Below are 20,262 nucleotides of genomic sequence, written 5' to 3' on the forward strand. Positions count from 1 at the left end.
AATTTCTTGGGGTACCCAAATGCATTTCCGAGCCCTTTTACTTCCAGTATTGCTCTTACTTACGCTGATTGGTTTATCGTTACACTTCATGTCGGTGTCTTCGTATGCGTCAATTTTTGATCCAGCGAACACCAGCCTTCAAGGCTCGTTAAATCAGGCAGAACTCCTGACACAGCAGCAGAACCTATGGACCATTTTGTCCGTGGGATTATTTGCGCTTGGTGTTCTTGGAATACTTGTCGTGTATTCCAGCCTGTTCATTCAGGAACGTATGCGGGCGTCCCGCTTCTTCAACCGCGCATTGCTTCTGATCGTAATCAGCTCTGCTGCATGCTTGTTGATTGACACCACTCTGAACCTGCCGGATGTCACAGCGCAGCTGACCCTTTGGCAGTCAGAGGTCGAGTTCATCCCTCAGAGCGAGGTCCATGCAGCCGCAATCCACGCCGCAATGGCCGCTATGATTGCAGTGATCGCATACTTGCCCCTGTCACATCAGCTCACACTCCGCGCAACCATCATCCTTGCACTCACAGTTGGTACTGTTATCTACCCGGCTTACTTGAAAGGTGTACAAGGGCTGCTGTTACATCCAATCAGCCAAGGCACTGTTCTTTCAGTAGGTTTTGAGCAGATCGGCGGAGGGACTGTCGTCACCCTACTGGCAACCTTTGTGGCATTCTCCGGTATTTTCGTCACCGGCATCAAGAACTCGCCTGCCCTGCCTGAGTACATCCTGCGCAATACACAAAACTACAACGTGCTGCAGATCAAAGCTGGTGCAGCTCTCATGGCTGTCGGTGGCATTGGTTTTTCAGTTGGCAACACAAGCATTTACTCTGGTGAGCTGGGCGCTGCGATCTACAACGTTCTGGTCGCTGCGGGCATCTCTGTTACCTTGGGTGTTCTCTTTGGCTTCTTTGCGCCAAGAAAGGTAATGTATCCAACCATTCTGCTGAGCCTGATCGGCGGTCTTGCATCGGCACTTGGAAATGCGCAACACCTGACGATCGAAGGCGTAGCAGCCCTATCACTCGTGGCCTCCGCCCTTTCAGTCACAGCTGCCCGCATTGTCTTCATCCGGACCAAAACCCACAAAGTCACGATCTACTACACGAGCCTCGGAATCGGCTCATTAGTGGGCCTCTTTGGCTACACTCTGGCACTTCCATCAGATAATGTTCTGGCGGGCTGGACCTTCGACAACTTCGTTCTCCAAGCCGTTGGCGCTTCTTTGACGACCCTTTGGGCCTTTATGACGGGTCTGATCCTTTTCTCAGTCTTCAAATACTCTGGCATGTTCCAGAAAGCAGATGAGATTGATCTGAACGATTCTCCAATCGTCAGCACCATCAGCCAGATGGAGAACCTGATCGGCAAACTGGTCTGGCATGATGCCAAGCTGGACGAGCGTCTGCCTGTTCGCGATACGGACCCGCAAGAACGCCTCGCCTCCCTCTTCAACTCATTCCTCGATAAGCTCCAGAGCGATGAGAAACGGCGGAAAATCAGCGAAACTTCAGACAGTAAGCAGCAGGAAGAACTCAGCAAACTCGCCACATTTGCCGAAGGTGCATTCGAAGGTCTCGCCATCTCAACTGATGGTATCATCGTCGAATGTAACCACGTTCTCTATGAACTTCTCGGCTATTCTGCGGGCGAAATGAGAGGCTCCAGCCTGCTGTCTCACGTGGCCCCGGACTACCGCGAGAAAGCCCGTGCGGCCATTCAGGCCAATGAGCCCACACCGAATGAAGTCATCCTGCTCAGCAAGACCGGCGAGCGCATTCCGATAGAGGTGCGTGGCCGCCTGATGGAAGTGGGAGACGAAAACCTCCGTGTCTCCGCTGTCCGTGACATGCGCAAGCAGAAGGAAGACGAAGCCCGCATTCTGCACCTTGCCCAGCACGACATGCTGACCGGCCTTCCAAACCGAACCTACTTCCGCGAGCGCTTCCAGCAGGCAATCGAAAACCAGGCCTGCGCAGAAGAAACCATCTCCGCCGTCATGGTTCTGGATTTGGATCGATTCAAGGATATCAATGACTTATACGGACACCCGGTCGGTGACAAACTCATCCAGACTGTCGCCCGCCGTCTCAATGCCTGTGTCACGCACCACGACACCGTTGCTCGTCTGGGAGGGGATGAGTTCGCAATCATTCAGGTCAATCTGAAGACGACAGCAGAAGTCGGCCTGCTCACCAACAAGATCATTGAGGTTCTGTCCAAGCCGATCCATGTGGGCAACAACATCACGATCAGAACCAGCGCCAGCATCGGCATCGCGCTTATTCCGGAGCATGGGACCGATCCTGATGAGCTGATGTCCAAGGCGGACATTGCCCTTTACGAGGCAAAAGAGGCTGGTCGAAACACCTTTGCATTCTTCGAAGACAAGATGGAAGAAGCCATCCTGCTGAGAAGAACCATGGAAGGCGATCTGCGTAACGCATTGGAAAATGAAGAACTTCAGCTTCACTTCCAACCACAGGCCCGCTCTGACACCCGTTCCATCGTCGGCTTTGAAGCGCTGTTGCGCTGGAACCATCCGGAGAAAGGCCTGATCGCTCCAAACAACTTCATCCCTGTTGCGGAAGAGAGTGGCCTGATCATTCCGATTGGCCGTTGGGTGCTGAACGAAGCGTGTGCGCAGGCGTCTCAGTGGCCGGAGCGCTATCGTGTGGGTGTGAACCTCAGTCCGGTGCAGTTTTGTGATGAATATCTTATCCAGGAAGTGGAAGGCGCATTGGCACGAAGTGGCCTGACGCCGGAGCGTCTGGAGCTTGAAATCACAGAGAGTGTCCTGATCCACGACGACCGCCGCGCCCTCAATACCCTAAGACAACTCAAGGAGTTAGGCATAACCATCGCGCTGGACGACTTTGGTACCGGCTACTCTTCCCTCAGCTATCTGCGCCGCTTCCCGTTTGATCGCCTCAAGATCGACCGCAGTTTTGTTAGTGGGGTAACTCAGACACCGGAACTGGCAGCCATCATCCGCGCCGTCATCGATCTGGGACAGGCTTTGGGAATGGAAGTTATCGCCGAAGGTGTTGAAACTGAACCAGAATTAGAGCTGCTGCGCAATGAATCCTGCGATGAGGTGCAAGGCTACCTGATTGGCCGTCCGCAGATTATGGATGGAGAAACAGCGAAGCATGTCAGCAATGCCAATCTGGAAATTCAGGCGCTGGACCAGTACATCGCTGCGCTGCAGGAAACTTCTCTGAAGCTAAAAGAGAAAGAAAAACAAGCAGCTATGAAAAGTCAGGAAATGAGTGATGCGGGCGACTAAACCCGCAGCATTCTAGCAAATCAGCAAGAAGCCAGCAGGACTTATCACCAGTCTGCTGGCGCATTCACCGCCACGCGGCTGCGTCCGGCACCTTGCCTAACCACCTGAACCTGAACCGGAATTCGATCCTTCAGTGCTTCCACGTGGCTAATGACGCCAACTTTTCTCCCCTGCCCCTGCAACATCTCCAGCGCATCAATGGCCAGATCGAGGCTTTCTGCGTCCAGTGAGCCGAAGCCTTCGTCGATGAAAAGCGTGTCAACGAACGACTGACGCCCCTCTAAACCGGAGAGAGCAAGAGCGAGGCTAAGCGAAATAAGGAAGCGTTCTCCGCCACTTAGCGAGCGAGTAGAGCGTGGAGTATCGCCCATATCGCGGTCGATGACGAAGAGGCCGAGACCAAAATCAGCGCGTTTCAGCTGGTACCGTGGTTTGAGCTGATGCAGCTGTTTGTTGGCAAGCTCCACCAGCAAATCGAGAGTAACACCCTGCGCCACCTTCTGGAACTTGGAGCCATCCGCAGAGCCAATCGCCTCGGAAATCGCGCCCCAGGTCTTGGCGGTCTCTTTCGCCTCCAGCAGCAAGCCCATGATTTGTTGGGCTTTTTCCCGCGCCTCAGCATCCACGCGCAGCTTTTCTGAAAGAACGCCGCGCTTCACTTGCAGCTCAGACAGCGCTTGCTTGGTGGCCTCCAGCTGAGAGGATAACTCCGGCTGCGACTTATCCGGCAAGGGCTGCGCCTGAACCGCTGCCAGCTCCTTTTCCCAAGTGGAAACAGCAGTTTGCGCTGCAACGTAAGCGTCATCCAGCGCCTTCAGCTCAGCAAGCAAGGCCTCCAACTCGTGAGAGCTCCTCTCCCGCAAACCATCATAGGCGTCCTTCGTCAGCCCCAGCCCCGCAAGCTCAGCATTTAACCTTTCCGCACAATCGGTTAGCGCGGCACCTGCCTTCGCCTCAGCATCCTTCGCAGCAGCCAATCCAGCCTCCGCACGGCCAAACTCGGCCTTTGCGTTGCTATGTGCGTTACTTGCGTTTTTTATGCGTTCTTTTGCGTTGCTATGTTGTTCAGTGAATGCAGCCCGATGCGCCCCGGTCGCCATGCCTCCCAGCAGCAATTTGCGCTCCGCAAACCGCTCCTGATGCAGCGCCCGAAGTTTCTCAAGCTGCCCTTGCAAGTCAGCGGCAGTCTTAGTGAGACCACCATGCCGCTCACTCAAACCGCTCGTCTTCTGTTCCAGTGATTGCAGCGCGGCAGAAGTTGTCCCCTCCTGCTGCTCAAGTTGTTCCCATGTGCTGATGCGGTCCTGCAAGCTCGCCTTCAGCGCCGGTAACTCATCACCAAGGGACCCGAATACCATGCCACCAGCCAGCAGCGTTTCGCTAAGCCGCTGCTCCAGCCGCAACCGTGCCTCAGAGTTCTCGTTGTGACGCCCCTCAACACCGGAAAGCTCCACCTTGATGGAAGAAACCTCTTCAGCTTTTCCAGCCTGATCACCCGCCGCTTTCTTGTGTGCATCACGCAGTTCACGAAGCTTGACTTCCAACTGCTCCAGCTCTTTGCGCAATGCGTCGTCCTGAGCCAGTACTGCACGCAGAGCATCTGCTTTGGATGTCACCTGCGCCAGCACCGCATCCAGCAACTCTGGCGCATCTAACAATGCATCCAGCGCAAACGACAGATCGAACGGAGCCTCAAGCAAACTCCATTGCTGCTGAGCGTCTGCCTCAAGTGCAGTCGTCTCTGCTTCAAACCGTTCTGCCTGCTCAAAAGCGTTCTTCTTCGAAGCTTCACAGGCAGCAAGCTCTCGCTCTATATCGCTTAAGGTTCGCTGCGCAGCTGTGCGAGCTTCTTCCGCTTCCTTGCGCTGTAGAAACACGTCGCCGAACAGCGCATCCAGCGCAGCCCGGCCCTCCTGTGTATCTACGGGGTGATCGTCAGAGCCACAAACCGGGCAAGGTGCATCTTCAACCAATCCGGCGCGCAGCAGCTTTACCTGATCCCCTTGCGCCGCTTCAGCAAGGGTGGAGAGCCCACGCGCTTTTTCGAGGGCTTCGTCGCGAAACGTCAGCTCCCGGGTCGCTTTCTCCTTGGCTTCCTGCAGGCCTTCCATCTGGTTCACCAGCTTCTGCCAGGTCGCACTTTCAGCCTGCTTGTTCCGCTTGGCCTTTACGAAGTTGCGAGAGGTCTCCTGAAGCTTCTCAGCCCGCTGGCGGAAAGCAGAAAGCTGCTCCATGCTCTTGCGGGCATCATTGGCCCCAAGAGCGGAAATCTCGCCTTTCTTGGAGGCAACATCGCTCTCACAGCCGTCAAGGTCAGATGCAAACTGCGCCAGCTCAGCGGAAAGCTTACTCTGGATCTCAGAAAGCTCGTTCTCACGCTTGCGCATCTCAACAAGGCGTTCAGCATCCTTGGAAAGCGCAATCTGAACCCGGTCATACTCTTCCAGATCGGCAAACAGGCTATCCCGGCGCTCCTTCAGAACTTTGGTCGCGCTCAACCGTGCCATCTGTTCTTTCACAGTGGCCTGCAAGGCTTTCTGCTCTTCAAGAGATTTGGTGTGCGCCGCCAGCGCATCTTCCGCCTGCTTGGCATCCAAATTGGCCGCATCAGAACGTTCGCGCAGCTGTTTGCCTTCCGTTTCCAGCTCACCCAGCTTGGTGTCCAGCTGTTCCGCTGCACTCCACTCCGGTGTCAGCTTGGTCAGCTCAGCTTCCAGCTCATTGAACAGCGCATCAGCCTGCTTGGCCTGCTCATCCTTGGCAGCCAGATCCGTACACGCAGCTTCCAGCATCACCAGGCTTTTTTCAGCAGTTGCACGCGTGCCAGCAACATCGCGCTCTGCATCCACCACGCGCTGGTTCACAGGCTCCAGAGACTTGATGCGCTCAAACTGCGCCTTCAAGTCTCGCTTGGCCTGCGCATTTTCATGGCGCGCTTTCAGGGTAACAAACTCATCATGGGCGGAGGCAAGCTTGGTCTTGGCTTCATCCAGCTTTTGCAAATGCCCCAAAGACTTGGCAATGGCATCCATATCCGATTGAACAGAGGCAGACTGCTTTTCCAGCTCTCCCTGCTCACCAACAAGCGCGGTGCGGTCTTCATCTTCCAGAAGACCAGCCACATCAGACTTTTCTTCCAGCTTACCGACAGCATCTTTGGCCTCAGAAAACCGCTGAAAGATCTGCTTGGAAATGTCTCTGTAGCGCTGGGTGCCGGTCACCTTCTCAAGCAGTGCAGCTCGCTCATTGTCATTGGCTTTCAGGAAAGCATCAAAATCGCCCTGCGCCAACAAAACTGTGCGTTTGAACTGGTCGTAGGTCAGCCCAAGCCGTTCCTCAACAGCTGCATCCACCTGCTTGATGCCGCTTTCAACCGCAGCATTGTCTTCAATGCGAACCAGCGACCGCTCCACATTCTGCAAACGGCCAGATGCTTTGTTGCGCGCCCGGCGCACTGTCCAGCGCGCGCGGTATCCCGTTCCATCTGCGCCAATAAAGTCCGCCTCGGCAAAGCCAGAGGCAGCACCACGGGTCAGCACGGTTCGCGGGTTTGTCTCTTTCAGGTCTGCACCGGCAACATCCGGCACACTGTCACTGCTGCCTACAGCGCTCAAACGCGGGCACTGCCCAAACAGGGCAAGGCACAAGGCATCCAGCAGTGTGGATTTGCCCGCTCCAGTTTCTCCGGTAATCGCGAATAAACCAGCCCCGTCCAGCGGCTCCTGTTCAAGGTCAATCTCAAACGGAGCTGCCAGACTGGCAAGGTTTTCGCCACGCACCGCTAGAATACGCATTACTCGACCTCCGCTTCTGCGATTGCGCGATAAAAATAGTCCAGATGCTTGGCTTCCGGCTCCATGCCGTGCACCCGCTCAAAAGCGGATTTGAAAAGCTCATCCGGTTGAATTTCCGATAGGCGGATCAGGCTCTCGGCCTCAGCACTCACCACCTCTTGCTGTTTTTGCCGCAGCACAGAAACACCGGCACTGCGCACCGGATACTCTGCCAAAATCTGATCCACCTCAGCCTTCAGGCCGCCAGCTGAAACCTGCGGTCTCAGATCCACATGTACAAACGGCTGCTGTTCGACGGGCAGTTTTCCATCCAGCTCCAACGCATCCAGCGCTGGCACCAGCTCTTCCAGCAGCAAGCCACCATCCCCTTTCAGGCGGTGGAACGGCACAGGCCGGGTCAAAGCTAGGCGCTCAATGGAAAGCACACCAGCATCAGAAAAACTCAGCAGATTAACACCGTGCTTGTAATGCTGCTCGGTGACAGAAAGAGGAAACGGCGAACCGGAATAGCGAATGGTTTCCTTGCCCACCTTCTGCGGTTTGTGCAAATGCCCAAGCGCCACATAGGTCAGGTCATCAGGAAACTGCTCCCACGGCATGGCATGCTCACCGCCAATCAGAATGCGCCGCTCAGCCCCTTCCGACTCCAGACCACCTGCCACATGCAAATGGCCAGTTGCGATCAGCGGCATCTCACCAATCTGCTCACGAGCCTGCTGAACAGCCGCCTCATAAAGCTCTGCCACAGCCCGCACCACGGGCGAACCTTCCTCAGAAGAAGAAAAGCTCAGCCCCGGCAGATCTGTTGCCCGAGGAAACGGCAGCGCCAGCACATAGGCCTTCACCGCGCCATCACTGTCTTTGAGTGGAACAAGGTGGTGGGAAAGATCCAGCAAACCATCATAGCGGCGCACCATGCCAACGGCCTGCACGCCAATCTTCTGAAACAGCACGCCCGGCGCTTCCACGCGTCCGGCAGGGTCATGGTTGCCCGCAGTCAGCACCGTCACCAGATGCGGACGCTTCTCCCGAAAACGGGCCAGCGCCTCATAAAGCATCTGTGTGGCTTCTGCCGAAGGGTTCTGGTTGTCAAACACATCTCCTGCCACAACCAGTGCGTCCACCTCATGGCGCTCAATCAGTTCTTCAAGCTCCTTGAAGAACTGTTGGTGCTCATAGGTGCGCGACCAGCCGTTCAGACTCTGGCCAATATGCCAGTCTGCTGTGTGCAGGATTTTCAACGCCATACTACCTGTTCCACGCTCCGGGCCATGAGTACAGTCAACTTGAAGGACCGCAGCATCATGACTCGGAAATGATTCATTAACCAATCCGCAAATTAGGCATAGGGTTTACACAGAAGTCTTTAAAGCGTGGCGCTAACCCACAGATTTAGGGGATTTGGCACAAGTAGCTCACAGGAATCTGTTTCCCCACCTCCCCGCGCGTAATTTTCGTGAATTTGTGAGCCCCTTTTCGCAGCTTCCGCAAAGCCCACCCGAATCTATTCGTTCACCATTAGCGAACAATCAGATCACCAAAGCTTACCTTGTTCATTTTGAGAAGAGGAATATCTTGAAGGGCAAGACGACCGCATTGAAAATATTAAGAAATCAGGAGAGGCACATGTCTACGATCGCATCTGATTTAAGAGTAAAAGTTCGCCCGTCCGCAGCCCGTGGCCACGTTGATGCAGGCTGGTTGAAGTCCGCCCACTCTTTCAGCTTCGCCAACTATTTTGACCGCAATAACATGAACTTCCACAATCTGCGGGTCATCAATGATGACTGGGTCGCAGCCGGTGGCGGCTTCCCCATGCACCCCCATGAGAACTTCGAGATCTTCTCTTACATGCTGGAAGGCGCTCTGGCCCACGAAGACACCATGGGCAACGGCAGCACCGTGCGCAAAGGCGGCATCCAGTTCATGAGCACCGGCTCCGGCGTGCAGCACTCCGAGTTCAACCCATCCAGCACGGACGAAACCCACCTGCTGCAGATCTGGCTGATCCCGGACCGCAAGAACACCACACCGCGCTATGAAATGCTGGAGCTGGACGACACCGCCCGCGATGGCAACCTGCAACTCTTCCTCTCCCACGATGGCCGCGATGGCTCCATCCGCACAGAGGCGGCAGCAGACGTCTACTCAGGCAAGCTGAACGGTGACGACACCATCAACTTTGAACTGACTGATGAACGCGTCGTCTACGTGCACGTAGCCCGTGGTGAAGTGCAAATCAACGGCGAAACGCTGAAAGACGGTGATGCTATTGAAGCAGAAGGCAACGGCACGCTGGAGCTGACCAACGGCAAGGACGCAGAAGTGGTGCTCTTCCACCTCTCCCCACGCCGTTAAGCAAGACAGCACATTCCCCATCCAGACCAGCCAATGCCTGACAGGTTGGCATTGGCACAAAGGGAGGGAGGCACTCCTCAATAACAAAAAAGCCTCCCTCCCCTTATCCTCTTTCTCCGCCAAAGACTCACCTTGCAATACTACAAGGATATTTGTAGTATATTCGCATGACTGAGAATTCTACGGGCGACACACCCACAAATCTGCAGGAAGATGACGCTGTTGCAGCGCTTGCCGCTCTGGCTCACAAGGACAGGCTGGCCGCGTTCCGCCTCATCCTGACAGCCATGCCAAACGGCCTTCCATCCGGGCAGATTGCCAAAGACCTTTCCATCGCCCCCACCCGCATGTCCTTCCACCTCGCAACGCTTGAACGCGCCGGTCTGCTCACCGCCCAGCGCGAAGGCCGCGTGGTGCGCTATGCCATTGCCCCGCACACCATGCGCGGCCTGCTTCGTTTTCTGACCGAGGATTGCTGCAGCGGCGATCCGACAATGTGTCTGGACTTCAACCCGTTTCCCTGTCGTTGACCGACCCCATCGGAGAGACCAAATGAACCCGATCATCTACCACAACCCAAAATGCGGCACCTCCCGCAACACCCTCGCCATGCTCAAGCAGGCTGGCACCGAGCCAGAGGTCATCGAGTACCTCAAAACCCCGCCTTCCCGCGAAACACTGGAAAAGCTGATCAAAGACAGCGGCCTGACCTTGCGTGAGATCCTGCGCAAAAAAGGCACGCCCTATGAGGAACTCGGCCTGGACGATGAAAAGTGGACCGACACCCAGCTGATCGACTTCATCGAGCAACACCCGATCCTCATGAATCGCCCGTTCGTCGTCACCGACAAAGGCACTCGCCTCTGCCGCCCATCTGAAGTGCTGCTGGAAATCCTTGATGAAGAACAGATCGGCGCCTTCACCAAGGAAGATGGCGAAATCGTCATTCCGGCAAAGGGTTAAGCCGTGTCTGAGAGCTCGATTGATTTGACTGACCTGCCAGAGGTGGAGGCTGACAGCTTCCACCCGATCCAATCCGGCACCCTGCGCAAGGACGATGCGCCGGACCATGCCCCGCGCATCCTGCTGCTCTACGGCTCCTTGCGCAAACGCTCCTTCTCCCGCCTCGCGGTACAGGAAGCTCAACGCATTCTGGAGCAGCTTGGCGCCGAAACCCGCATCTTCAACCCAAGCGGCCTGCCACTGGCTGATGATGCAGAACCGGATCACCCCAAGGTGCAGGAACTGCGCGAGCTGATGATGTGGTCTGAGGGTCAGGTATGGTGCTCACCAGAACGCCACGGCGCCATGACCGGCATCATGAAAACCATGATCGACTGGGTGCCCCTTTCCGTCGGCGCTGTCCGCCCGACACAAGGCAAAACTCTGGCACTGATGCAGGTCAGCGGCGGCTCTCAAAGCTTCAACGCCGTCAACCAGATGCGCGTGCTTGGCCGCTGGATGCGCATGGTCACCATCCCAAACCAATCATCCATTCCAAAGGCGTTTCTGGAGTTTGACGAGAACGACCGTATGAAGCCGTCCTCTCTCTATGACCGCGTGGTGGATGTTATGGAAGAACTCATGAAGTTCACCCACCTCACCCGCGGCCACGCCGACTACCTCACCGACAGATACTCCGAGCGCAAAGAAACCGCCGCAGAACTCTCTGCTCGTGTGAACACGAAGTAAGACCGGTCATGATGGCATGCCCCTCAAAGAGCACGCCACCAGAACTGACCTATTTCAAAAGCCGTTTGCCTGAGCAAAATGCAGCGCAAACGGCTTTTACCGCATTCGCTTGGTAAGGGCAGCTTTCTCAGGAAAGCACTTAGAACAGATAGCCCATCATATCGATCTGCCCCTCAGCCCACGTTTTATCGCCGACAGGCTTAGCCATAAAATACTCGGGCAAATCTTTCTCAAGCAGCATGATACTGGCCAACTCATGAATGGCCATCCATTTGCCTGGTGCAGGAGAAACATGGCGGAAACCATGCTTCAGGTACAACCCACCTTTATCCGCAATCAGCACCATGAAGTCGACGTTAGCCCGCTTGGCCAGCTCCTCCGCTTTTTGCAGCATGGCCCCTGCTATACCGCGATTGCGGTGTGTTTCAGCAACACACACATCGATCATCCCAAAAACCCGCAGGCTTTGGTCGCCAACTTTAATCATCCGGTGATCGACTCCGGCCTGACCAATGATTTCATCTTGTTCTTCAGCAATCAGCCTAAAATGAGGAAGCTGCTTGAAGAAAGTTCGACCTTCAAAAAAACCAGGAAAACATTGATCCAGCAAGGCCACAAGGCCGGCCTCACGCCTGCGATCAACTTCATCCTCTCTTAAAATATGAATGTTTGGTCCGCTCACTGTAATTCCTTCTCAATGACTTATGCAAAGAGATCAGGACTTATGCAGATTAGCAAATTAAATCTCAGCTCATGACCGGGACCACTGCCGCTAAAACTGACAGGCCTCAACCATGCATTAAACACCTGCTGCCATACACAGCACAGGGATTGGAACGAACAGAGGCAAACCTCATGGATTACATTCTGGGTGTTGATGGCGGCGGCTCCACATGTCGCGCAGCAATCGCGACAGCGGATGGACGCTTGCTGGGCCGCGGCAAAGCAGGGCCAGCCAACATCTACAGCGATCCAACCCAGAGCCTCAGCTCCATCCTCCATGCCGCAAAAGAAGCCTGCGAGGATGCGGGCCTCACGGAAGACGCCTTGCAGCACACCTTCGCCGTGCTGGGCCTGGCCGGCGCCAACGCCCACAACGACCCCGTCGGCCTTGCCGAGAACCTGCCCTTCGCTGCAGTCCAGGTCGTCTCCGACAGCCTGATCGCTCTGGAAGGCGCACACGGATCTGAAGACGGCGTCATCGGCATTCTCGGCACTGGCTCCAACTTCATGGCCCGCAAAGGCGAAAAGCACTACTACCTCGGCGGTTGGGGATTCCACTGCGGAGATCAAGGCAGCGGCGCCAAAATGGGCGAACGCGCACTGGAAGAAGCCCTGCTCGCCCACGACGGCCTGCGCAAGCTCTGCCCGCTAACAGAACACATCCTGCGCCAGTTCGACGACGACCCACGCAAGCTTTCCGAGTTCGCCCGCACAGCAAAGCCGAAGGACTTCGGCGAGTTCATGCCCATCATCCTCATCTATGCCAAACAGCAAAGCAGCCTTGCCCTCGACATCGTGGAAGAAGGCACCACCTACGTGGCCTCAGCTCTGCGCCTCTTGAGCGATGACGGCAAACTCCCCATCGCGCTCCTCGGCGGCCTGAGCCATGCTTATGACGCATTCCTCCCGCCAGACCTGAAGCAGTTCATCGTGCCAGCCAAAAACGACGCCCTGCGCGGTGCACTGGCCATGGCTGAGCGGGAAAACGCACTGAACACTTGAGACTCAGGAAACGCTTCCAGGCTGTCTCTCAACTTCTACTGCTGATGCACCATCACCGTGTTGCCCGGCGCATGAACCGTCAGCGTATTGCCAGCACCAGTATCCGCAGTCTTGAGCCCATTTCCGCGCTGCGTGTAAAGCACGTTGGTTCCGTTGCTCGTCACAGCAAGCCCAGCTTCATTGTTGTTGCCGTGCTGCCATAAGGTGCCTTTGGAATTATTGCCGGAAACCTCCACAGAGCCCTGATTGCCATCACCCGTCTGGAACAGATTGCCCGTTGAGTTATCACCCGTGATCACCACGGTGGCGTCATTCCCAACACTGCCACCATTGGGCGCAAGAAAGCTATTGCGCACAGCAAGCGCCGCTATATCGTCCGCCGTATCCAGCTGATCTTTCGAAGCACCAAAAATCTTACCGACAAGCCATGTGCCCTTCAAACCATACTGCCCAAGGCCTGCGGTCAGCGTTTCACCGCCCTGCAGAACGGTTGCCTCAGTATTATTGGCATTCTGCGTCACCTGGACTTTGTGACTGTCACCCACCTGCCGGATGAGCGCTGAGTTCCCATCACCCGCAAATACAGCACACGGCATCAGCAAAGCAGCCAGCATCATTCCTACGAATTTTCTATACATATCCATCACCCGATAAACGGAGCGATGAGCCCACCTAAGGCTATTGCCCCTGCATGATACTCAGAGAATTTCCATTCCCGAACTGATTGAAGAGCGCCCGGTTGTTGTTCCCAAACTGCCCTACCAGCGCATTGTTATCGTGCCCATAAACTCTGCCGGAAAGCGAGTTGCCGTACCCGTATTGAATGAAACCAAAACCATTCCCGGTTCCCTGCGCTTCATAAAGCACCGTGTTCCCCGTTCCGATGATGAGCCCCTGCCCGGCAACCGGTGAGTTCGGCACACCGCTGATCACTGTAGGCTCCACTGGTACAATCAAACTGGCAAAACTCTCTTCAAGACCACGAAGACTGATGGTGTTGCCACCGTACTCCGTCACCTGCGGAATATTGCCGGTAAACACCTTTGCGCTCTTTTCTTCCAGATAGCGAAAACTCTGATTGTCCTGCGGATATCCTGTTGCATTCACCTGAGGAATAACCGCCAGTTCCTGCGCGGCACTCCAGGAAAGCCCGATAAACAGGGCACCCCAAAAACCAAGAAAACCAACAGGCCGACCCAACATGACAATGCTCCGGAAGTGGACTAAACCACTTCCATCACATCACAGCGTTTTCTATTTTTTCTGGATTCAGTCACTAAAACTGAAAAGACCCCGGCCCTTAGGCCGGGGCTCTATGACTTACCAGGTAGAAGAACCATCCAGTGTCTGGAATGGAACCGAGTTGTCAGTCATGATTGTTGGCAGGTTCACGTTGGCAGCCCCCTGCATGATGGTCGCAGAGTTATTGTCACCAGTCTGGCTAACATCAGCAGAGTTCATGTTACCCTTCTGACCAACCTGAGCGTTGTTGTTATTACCCATGATCACAGCCAGGGTTTTGTTATCATCACCAATCTGAGCAACCTGCAGGCGGTTGTTGTTGCTGGTAGAAGGATCACTCAGATTACCGATGTTACCTTCGATGATGTTGCCAGCACCGTTTTGAGTGAAGAACACTTTGTTCTGATCACCGTAAACGTCACCCCAGATGATCTGGTTGTTATCGCCACCCTTCTGGATGAACTGCAGACGGTTGAAGCTGCCTTCAACAGTACCAACGCTTACGGTGCTACCATTCGTTTTCTGCAGCACGTAGAACTTGTTTTTGTTAGGACCATTCAAGCCTGCGATACTAATGGAGTTATTGTCACCACGCTGTTTAAGCGCGATGTACTGGTCATCACCATTAGAGTTTGCAGTTGCAGTGTTGCCAGCACCGATCTGGTGGATGGAAACACGGCCATCAGTACCAATGCCAGCATAGTCAATGCCGTTATCAGCACCAGACTGCTTGGTTCTGATCATGAAGTTATCGCCTGTCACAGCAACATCAGCATCCTGCGAGTCACCTGTCTGGAAGTAGACGGCATTGTTCATATTGCCTTCGATGACAGATTTCGCATAAGAACCGTTAGACCCGCCGTCCTGCGTCAACTCAACAACATTGTTGTCACCGATTGACTCAAGCCAGAAGTTGTTGTTCGAACCCGCTTGGAAAGCGTAGGTATCGTTGCCGGAACCCGTTTGCTTCAGCGTCGCACCATGAGAACCAGATTGTGGGTCCGGTGGAACACCATTGATGTTGGAGCCATTATAGGCACCGCGCTGACGAATCTCGGCTGTGTTCACAGCACCCGCACCAGACGTGTTTTCCTGATAAACAGTTGCAACAACATTTGTGTTGCCACGCTGATCGATATCCAGTTCGTTCTGTGCGGTTGTTGCGCCCGCAACCCCATCCTGCGTTACATTCCAGACGCGATGGTTTGGATTGCGAGATGGTACTGCTGTTGCACGCTGCTTAATCGTCAGTGTGTTGTTATCACCCTGCTGCAGCACGTTCCTGACCATCTGCTCGGTGTCCTGGTCAACAGAAAGGCTGTTGCCACCACCATCTTGTCTCAGTTCACCGGCAAGATGAGCTGGGTTCCAGCCACCGGCAATGTTGCCATCACCAGTTTGCAAAACAGTGGCGCTGTTGCCAGTACTACCAGATGAGTTTGTCTGAATAACAATAGACTGGTTGTCACTGCCAATCTGGGTAACAACACCGGTGTTGCCATCACCACCAAGATTGACCTGCTGCAGCTGGGAGGCATTGCCGTCTCCTGCATGTGCGGCAGCGACTGAAAGTGCTAAAGCCGAACAAGACAAAATAAGAATTTGCTTCATAATTTCGAACCTTCACCTATAATAGTTCGGGTGAGCAAAGGTGATTGCAACCAATCAAATTTGCTCCGTTGCGACATGAGGGTGTGTGAGTTTTAGCAAGGTCGCACACCCTCTATTACCGTTTTTACGGTAACCGAGATCTCTTGCCACCAATTCTCATAGTCTCTTATTTTCAATGAGTTAGAGATGTTGGAGTGCAGGAGGAAAAAGTTGGATGCTGTTCTAGAACTGCTGAACATTTCGCAACATCCTAAGATTTCTTATTCGCCCACAGGTTTGACCGTGCCAGTGGAACACTGCCTCTGTAAGGACCCATATTCGATGGGGGGCGCGCCTTTTTAACCTTTACACGCTGGGTGACCTGTGCCTTCTCCGATGTGTATTCCTGATACAAAGCATTGGCTTGCGCCGGGTTCTCAAAACTCCAGGCTCCAACGCGGGCACCTTCCATCACAATGGCATAAACCGCCTTCTCGATGGCTTGCTGAACAGCCAGCGTTACAGGCTCGTTCTTAGTGATCCCAGCTTCAGCTTCTAAAATTTCATCTAAAGCGATGTAGCGGAACGCTCCGCCCTTCAGGCCAACAGAGACCACTGACTTCTGAACCATCACGTTGGCCATGACTTCACCGGTCCGGGTGCTCACAGCACGAAGCGAAACGGTCACATCATCCTGTCGGTAGTCCGCATTGCCACCAATGCCCAGATAGCGCGCCCCGGCACCGCCTGTGCGGGTGTTGCTGTCATATCCAACAACGCCGCCCTCAAACAAAACGCCAGCGTAAAGCAGCGGCGGCAGAACCTTCGGGTCCACCTTATCTTCACCCAGATAGATCTTACGGATCTGCGTGACGATCTGGCGTTCCTTCAGCAAGGCATCCAGATTGCCCCTCTCAACCACGCGGAACCACTTGCGATCCCCCGCATCCTGCAAAGCACGAACCAGCATGGTATCCGCCCCTTGCGTCACAGAACGCGAAAGAGTCTGCACTTTATCGGAGGGCTTATATTGCCCCGTCAGATCCTGATAGCTGTAAACCGCAGCATAGACGGGTTCTTTCGGAGGCGGCAGCTTTTTCAACTTGCTGGCCTGAACAGACACCGTCGCAAGTTGAGGTCCGGGACTAAAAGCCATGCGTGTTACCGGCCCGCAAGCAGACAACGACAACGCCATGGCAACCACAATGGATTTCTTCATCATATCAATAACCTGGCATTAATTTATAGGAGTATCAGTCTGCAGAACCGGAACCGTAATATCGGTAATCGCGCCTGTGCTTTCGTCAATAATCTGCAGTTGAATGGAATCTGAACCGCGAACAAATGAAACTTTCTGGTCGCCAAAACTAACGGTGCCGCTGTCCTTTGGATCATCACCAAAGATCGCCTGGGAAACCTGATCCGCCAGCGCATAAATCAAGCGGTTCTGCAGCTGGCGCACAAACAAGTCAGCCAGGCTGCTGCCGGAACCATCCGCCCCGCTGCCGGAACCGGACCCATACTTGTTGCTTCCCCCAACAGTCGCCGTTTTCTGCGCGTTGGCTGTTGCAAACAGGTGCGTTGTGTTGGCCGCATATCCGCCAAAGCTTGGATTAGTCGGCTGATAAATAAGTTGTTGTGCGTGAGAAGAGCCCACGCTGAGGGCACACCCCAGCATAAGCCCGAGAGCAGATGTTAGTCTCATAGCAACCCCTAATCTAACGAGGACTTCACGATAAATTTCTGAGAAAGAAAGTGTCAGTTGTATCGATGTAGCTTTGGTATATTAGGGGATTACTATTGTGTCATCTCTCGACATATCGAGGTATTAGTTTCTTTTAACAAGGTAAGAACCAAGTAATTACTATGAACTAATTTCACTTAAGGGATTATTGATAGAATATATCACCCATGAATTAATGGTGGCATAATTATCAATTCTAATAGCGCCCAGATGATTACAACAGGCAGGCAAAATGCACTCCACCACAAGATGCAACCTGCACCACGACAGCGAGTTTTAAAGAGAAACAAAGAAGATAGGGAGAGGTGGTAGGCCCGGAGGGACTTGAACCCCCAACCAGTCCGTTATGAGCGGACGGCTCTAACCAGTTGAGCTACAGGCCCTTACCGAGGACAGGTTCTACACCAACAACCGCCGTGGAGTAAATTGTTTAAAGCCGGGAGTCCGGCAGATCCTGTTGAAACTTGGGGATGTGTCTTTTCCCCGTCAGATCAACAGAGGATTCATCACAATGCTTTATAAATACCTGATTTTAAGAGAATATGTGAAAACTCAACACGCCACCGACCGCCTGCCCCCTTGGAGTGCATGATGCGCCAGCCCCTCATTAAGTTCACCGCCTCCCTCTTTCTCCTTGTCATAATTGGCTGGCTACTCTTCATAGGGCGCTCCCTCATCATCCCCCTGATTATCGCATTGGTGCTTTGGTACATCATCAACTCAATGTCCTCTGCTCTGCGACATCTGCCGGTGATTGGCACCTACCTACCGCGCCCTCTCACCATTTTGCTGGCCCTGTTCGCAATTTTTTATGTCGTCGGCATCCTGTTCAACATTGTCTCAGTCAACCTACAGCAACTGGCCTTCGACGCCCCGACATATCAGGGTCGGCTGGATGAATTGCTGCTCAAGCTGGCCAATCAGCTGAATATGGAAAAGCCACTCCAGCTCTCAGATATCCTGCCCAACTTCTCGCTGAGCGCAGCCCTCAGCACCGGGGCATCGGTCCTCACCAGCCTTGCCGGTTCCAGTTCACTGGTCTTCATCTACGTGCTCTTCATGATTTTTGAGGCCGCCACATTCGACAAGAAACTGGCCGCGCTCTTTGAAGATTCCGACCGTGTACAGCTGGCGTTTGCCATTCGTGGAGAGATTGGGCGCCGCATGCGTCATTATATGGGCATAAAAACCGGCGTCAGCATCATCACCGGCTTCCTTACATATGCCATCACATCCTGGGCGGGCCTGCCCTATGCAGCGCTCTTCGGCTTCATTGCCTTCCTACTCAACTACATTCCAACCATCGGATCCCTGATCGCAGTCATCTTCCCAAGCCTGCTGTCGCTGGTTTACTTCGACACCCTCACACCATTTATCGCCATTACATTGGGACTGGGAGCAGTTCAGTTCATTCTCGGCAATCTGGTGGAACCACGTCTGATGGGCACACAACTTAACATTTCACCCCTCGTTATTATGATCTCTTTGAGCTTTTGGGGCGCATTATGGGGTGTAATTGGAATGGTGCTGTGCGTGCCACTTGTTGTGCTCGCCATCATCATTTGCGCTCAATTCCCGTCTTCCCGCCCCATTGCAATCCTGCTGTCGGGAGATGGAAACGTTGGCGATCCGATAATTCTGGATCATCAAAATCAAACCCGTGAATTGACATGATCACGCCCGAGAGCCGCCGCAATTGTAACTTCTAATTGCATTTCTCGATATTCGGCTGATCAAGAATGACAGTCAGGCCCCCTGATCTTGCATCAGCCCAAACGACTTTGACATTGGAGTTTTTAATGCAGAACAAACAGAAGAAATTGCGTCTTCCAAGCATGAGCGCACTGGCCGTTGCCGGTCTTGTTGCCGCCGCCCTCGTTGTTTCCAGTGGTGTGAATGCCAAGGCTGCAGAGCAGACCGGCAAGATCACCATCTCTGGACAGGGCTCCGTCAACGTGGCACCGGATATGGCGACGCTGGTCTCCCGCGTCATCACGCAGGGCGATGACGCAAAATCTGCACTTCAGCAAAACTCAGTCACCATGCGCGCCATCCTGCAGGATGTTGAAGACGCTGGCATCGACAAAAAAGACATCCAGACCACCGGCTTTGATATCTCCCCGATCTACGACAACCGTCGTCTCAACAACGGTGAGCGCAAAGCCCCTGAGATTGTTGGATACCGCGTACAAAATGGCATCCGCATCAATCTGAAAGACATCACCAAACTCGGCACAACACTGGACATGCTGGTGCAGAACGGCTCCAACGATGTGGGCCAGATCCAGTTCGGCGTTTCCAATCCTGAGAAATACATTGATGAAGCGCGGGAAAGCGCAGTGAAGGATGCCCGCACCAAGGCCGAAACCTACGCAAAAGCTGCTGGTGTCACACTCGGCAAAGTCCTGAGCATTTCCGAAGCTGGATATAACCCAAGCCCATATCCGGAAATGATGGCGATGAGAGCTGCAAAAATGGACAGCGCCCCTCCAATTGCAGCAGGGCAAGAAACCCTCTCGTCATCTGTGACAATAACATATGAGCTTGTGCAATAAACACGAGCCTCCAACACCACCTTCAAAACCCCGCGCCCCGCGGGGTTTTCTTTTTCCAGCCCGGCATTTCTTGTCAGCCAAACTGGTGCAAGAAGAAAAGCGCCATGCTACACTTGGCAACACCACGCTCATCAGCAGCAGGAAAAGCGACCTCCACTTTCCCAGGCTGCGCACCACCCCAAATCCGGCAGTTTTGACAAGTCATAAAACAAGCATGACTATGTGCAGAACACCGCCATATGCCCGCACCAAACCACGCCTCTC

The 20,262-nt window shown here is 54.2% G+C and carries 16 protein-coding genes and 1 tRNA gene; 8 read left to right on the top strand and 9 right to left on the bottom strand.

Annotated features, from left to right (window positions below; all coding sequences use genetic code 11):
- Nucleotides 1-88: 88 nt before the first annotated feature.
- On the top strand, nt 89-3,298 hold the full coding sequence (locus tag PSE_RS21105; protein ID WP_014286660.1) for an EAL domain-containing protein: 3,210 nt from the start codon (nt 89-91) through the stop codon (nt 3,296-3,298).
- 44 nt (nt 3,299-3,342) lie between these two features.
- On the opposite strand, the gene PSE_RS21110 is transcribed toward PSE_RS21105, so the two are convergent.
- Together PSE_RS21110 and PSE_RS21115 are read right to left on the bottom strand one after the other, a co-directional pair.
- Entirely contained in the window at nt 3,343-7,092 is a 3,750-nt protein-coding gene (locus tag PSE_RS21110) for an AAA family ATPase (protein ID WP_041768733.1), read from the bottom strand.
- Nucleotides 7,092-8,339, bottom strand: coding sequence for an exonuclease SbcCD subunit D C-terminal domain-containing protein (locus tag PSE_RS21115; RefSeq protein ID WP_014286662.1), 1,248 nt, complete (start codon nt 8,337-8,339; stop codon nt 7,092-7,094). The genes PSE_RS21110 and PSE_RS21115 overlap by 1 nt, the downstream gene beginning before the upstream one ends.
- 379 nt (nt 8,340-8,718) lie before the next feature.
- On the opposite strand from PSE_RS21115, the gene PSE_RS21120 reads away from it, so the two are divergent.
- From PSE_RS21120 to arsH, 4 genes are all read left to right on the top strand, one after another.
- Nucleotides 8,719-9,450: a pirin family protein gene (locus PSE_RS21120; RefSeq protein ID WP_041768734.1), complete on the top strand. Its 732-nt coding sequence runs from the start codon at nt 8,719-8,721 to the stop codon at nt 9,448-9,450.
- Between the two features lie 167 nt (nt 9,451-9,617).
- Nucleotides 9,618-9,980, top strand: coding sequence for a helix-turn-helix transcriptional regulator (locus PSE_RS21125; RefSeq protein WP_014286664.1), 363 nt, complete (start codon nt 9,618-9,620; stop codon nt 9,978-9,980).
- 22 nt (nt 9,981-10,002) lie between these two features.
- Entirely contained in the window at nt 10,003-10,413 is a 411-nt protein-coding gene (gene arsC / locus PSE_RS21130) for an arsenate reductase (glutaredoxin) (RefSeq protein ID WP_014286665.1), read from the top strand.
- A gap of 3 nt (nt 10,414-10,416) precedes the next feature.
- Nucleotides 10,417-11,142, top strand: coding sequence for an arsenical resistance protein ArsH (arsH, locus tag PSE_RS21135; protein WP_014286666.1), 726 nt, complete (start codon nt 10,417-10,419; stop codon nt 11,140-11,142).
- A 139-nt stretch (nt 11,143-11,281) separates the two neighbouring features.
- Here the strand turns inward: arsH and PSE_RS21140 are convergent, their stop codons facing one another.
- Nucleotides 11,282-11,824 (bottom strand): GNAT family N-acetyltransferase, encoded by a 543-nt coding sequence (locus PSE_RS21140; protein ID WP_014286668.1) that lies wholly within the window; start codon nt 11,822-11,824, stop codon nt 11,282-11,284.
- A gap of 173 nt (nt 11,825-11,997) precedes the next feature.
- On the opposite strand from PSE_RS21140, the gene PSE_RS21145 reads away from it, so the two are divergent.
- Nucleotides 11,998-12,867, top strand: a complete 870-nt coding sequence (locus PSE_RS21145) for a BadF/BadG/BcrA/BcrD ATPase family protein (protein ID WP_008547991.1) — start codon at nt 11,998-12,000, stop codon at nt 12,865-12,867.
- 35 nt (nt 12,868-12,902) lie between these two features.
- On the opposite strand, the gene PSE_RS21150 is transcribed toward PSE_RS21145, so the two are convergent.
- From PSE_RS21150 to PSE_RS21175, 6 genes are all read right to left on the bottom strand, one after another.
- Nucleotides 12,903-13,505 carry a hypothetical protein gene (locus PSE_RS21150; RefSeq protein WP_041768735.1) on the bottom strand — a complete coding sequence of 201 codons (603 nt, stop codon included), beginning with the start codon at nt 13,503-13,505 and terminating at the stop codon, nt 12,903-12,905.
- A 40-nt stretch (nt 13,506-13,545) separates the two neighbouring features.
- The gene (locus PSE_RS21155; protein ID WP_014286670.1) at nt 13,546-14,070 is read right to left on the bottom strand and encodes a curlin repeat-containing protein; all 525 of its coding nucleotides are present in this window, start codon (nt 14,068-14,070) and stop codon (nt 13,546-13,548) included.
- 117 nt (nt 14,071-14,187) lie between these two features.
- Nucleotides 14,188-15,720: a curlin repeat-containing protein gene (locus tag PSE_RS21160; RefSeq protein WP_014286671.1), complete on the bottom strand. Its 1,533-nt coding sequence runs from the start codon at nt 15,718-15,720 to the stop codon at nt 14,188-14,190.
- Between the two features lie 250 nt (nt 15,721-15,970).
- Nucleotides 15,971-16,921: a CsgG/HfaB family protein gene (locus PSE_RS21165; RefSeq protein WP_014286672.1), complete on the bottom strand. Its 951-nt coding sequence runs from the start codon at nt 16,919-16,921 to the stop codon at nt 15,971-15,973.
- A gap of 15 nt (nt 16,922-16,936) precedes the next feature.
- Nucleotides 16,937-17,404, bottom strand: a complete 468-nt coding sequence (locus PSE_RS21170) for a curli assembly protein CsgF (protein ID WP_208608798.1) — start codon at nt 17,402-17,404, stop codon at nt 16,937-16,939.
- A gap of 345 nt (nt 17,405-17,749) precedes the next feature.
- Nucleotides 17,750-17,826, bottom strand: a tRNA-Ile gene (locus tag PSE_RS21175).
- A gap of 208 nt (nt 17,827-18,034) precedes the next feature.
- Here PSE_RS21175 and PSE_RS21180 point away from each other — a divergent pair.
- Both PSE_RS21180 and PSE_RS21185 read left to right on the top strand, forming a co-directional pair.
- Nucleotides 18,035-19,117: an AI-2E family transporter gene (locus tag PSE_RS21180; protein ID WP_041768736.1), complete on the top strand. Its 1,083-nt coding sequence runs from the start codon at nt 18,035-18,037 to the stop codon at nt 19,115-19,117.
- Nucleotides 19,118-19,242: 125 nt separating this feature from the next.
- Entirely contained in the window at nt 19,243-19,998 is a 756-nt protein-coding gene (locus PSE_RS21185; RefSeq protein WP_014286674.1) for an SIMPL domain-containing protein, read from the top strand.
- Nucleotides 19,999-20,262: the final 264 nt, after the last annotated feature.

This window comes from Pseudovibrio sp. FO-BEG1 (assembly GCF_000236645.1).
In the GTDB taxonomy this organism is placed as follows: domain Bacteria; phylum Pseudomonadota; class Alphaproteobacteria; order Rhizobiales; family Stappiaceae; genus Pseudovibrio.

Coding starts and splice junctions, on each gene's coding strand:
- PSE_RS21115 (WP_014286662.1), bottom strand. CDS start 8,339: ATGGCGTTGAAAATCCTGCACACAGCAGACTGGCATATTGGCCAGAGT.
- arsC (WP_014286665.1), top strand. CDS start 10,003: ATGAACCCGATCATCTACCACAACCCAAAATGCGGCACCTCCCGCAAC.
- PSE_RS21165 (WP_014286672.1), bottom strand. CDS start 16,921: ATGATGAAGAAATCCATTGTGGTTGCCATGGCGTTGTCGTTGTCTGCT.
- PSE_RS21105 (WP_014286660.1), top strand. CDS start 89: ATGTCGGTGTCTTCGTATGCGTCAATTTTTGATCCAGCGAACACCAGC.
- PSE_RS21185 (WP_014286674.1), top strand. CDS start 19,243: ATGCAGAACAAACAGAAGAAATTGCGTCTTCCAAGCATGAGCGCACTG.
- PSE_RS21125 (WP_014286664.1), top strand. CDS start 9,618: ATGACTGAGAATTCTACGGGCGACACACCCACAAATCTGCAGGAAGAT.
- PSE_RS21160 (WP_014286671.1), bottom strand. CDS start 15,720: ATGAAGCAAATTCTTATTTTGTCTTGTTCGGCTTTAGCACTTTCAGTC.
- PSE_RS21170 (WP_208608798.1), bottom strand. CDS start 17,404: ATGAGACTAACATCTGCTCTCGGGCTTATGCTGGGGTGTGCCCTCAGC.
- PSE_RS21145 (WP_008547991.1), top strand. CDS start 11,998: ATGGATTACATTCTGGGTGTTGATGGCGGCGGCTCCACATGTCGCGCA.
- PSE_RS21180 (WP_041768736.1), top strand. CDS start 18,035: ATGCGCCAGCCCCTCATTAAGTTCACCGCCTCCCTCTTTCTCCTTGTC.
- PSE_RS21155 (WP_014286670.1), bottom strand. CDS start 14,070: ATGTTGGGTCGGCCTGTTGGTTTTCTTGGTTTTTGGGGTGCCCTGTTT.
- PSE_RS21150 (WP_041768735.1), bottom strand. CDS start 13,505: ATGTATAGAAAATTCGTAGGAATGATGCTGGCTGCTTTGCTGATGCCG.
- PSE_RS21110 (WP_041768733.1), bottom strand. CDS start 7,092: ATGCGTATTCTAGCGGTGCGTGGCGAAAACCTTGCCAGTCTGGCAGCT.
- PSE_RS21120 (WP_041768734.1), top strand. CDS start 8,719: ATGTCTACGATCGCATCTGATTTAAGAGTAAAAGTTCGCCCGTCCGCA.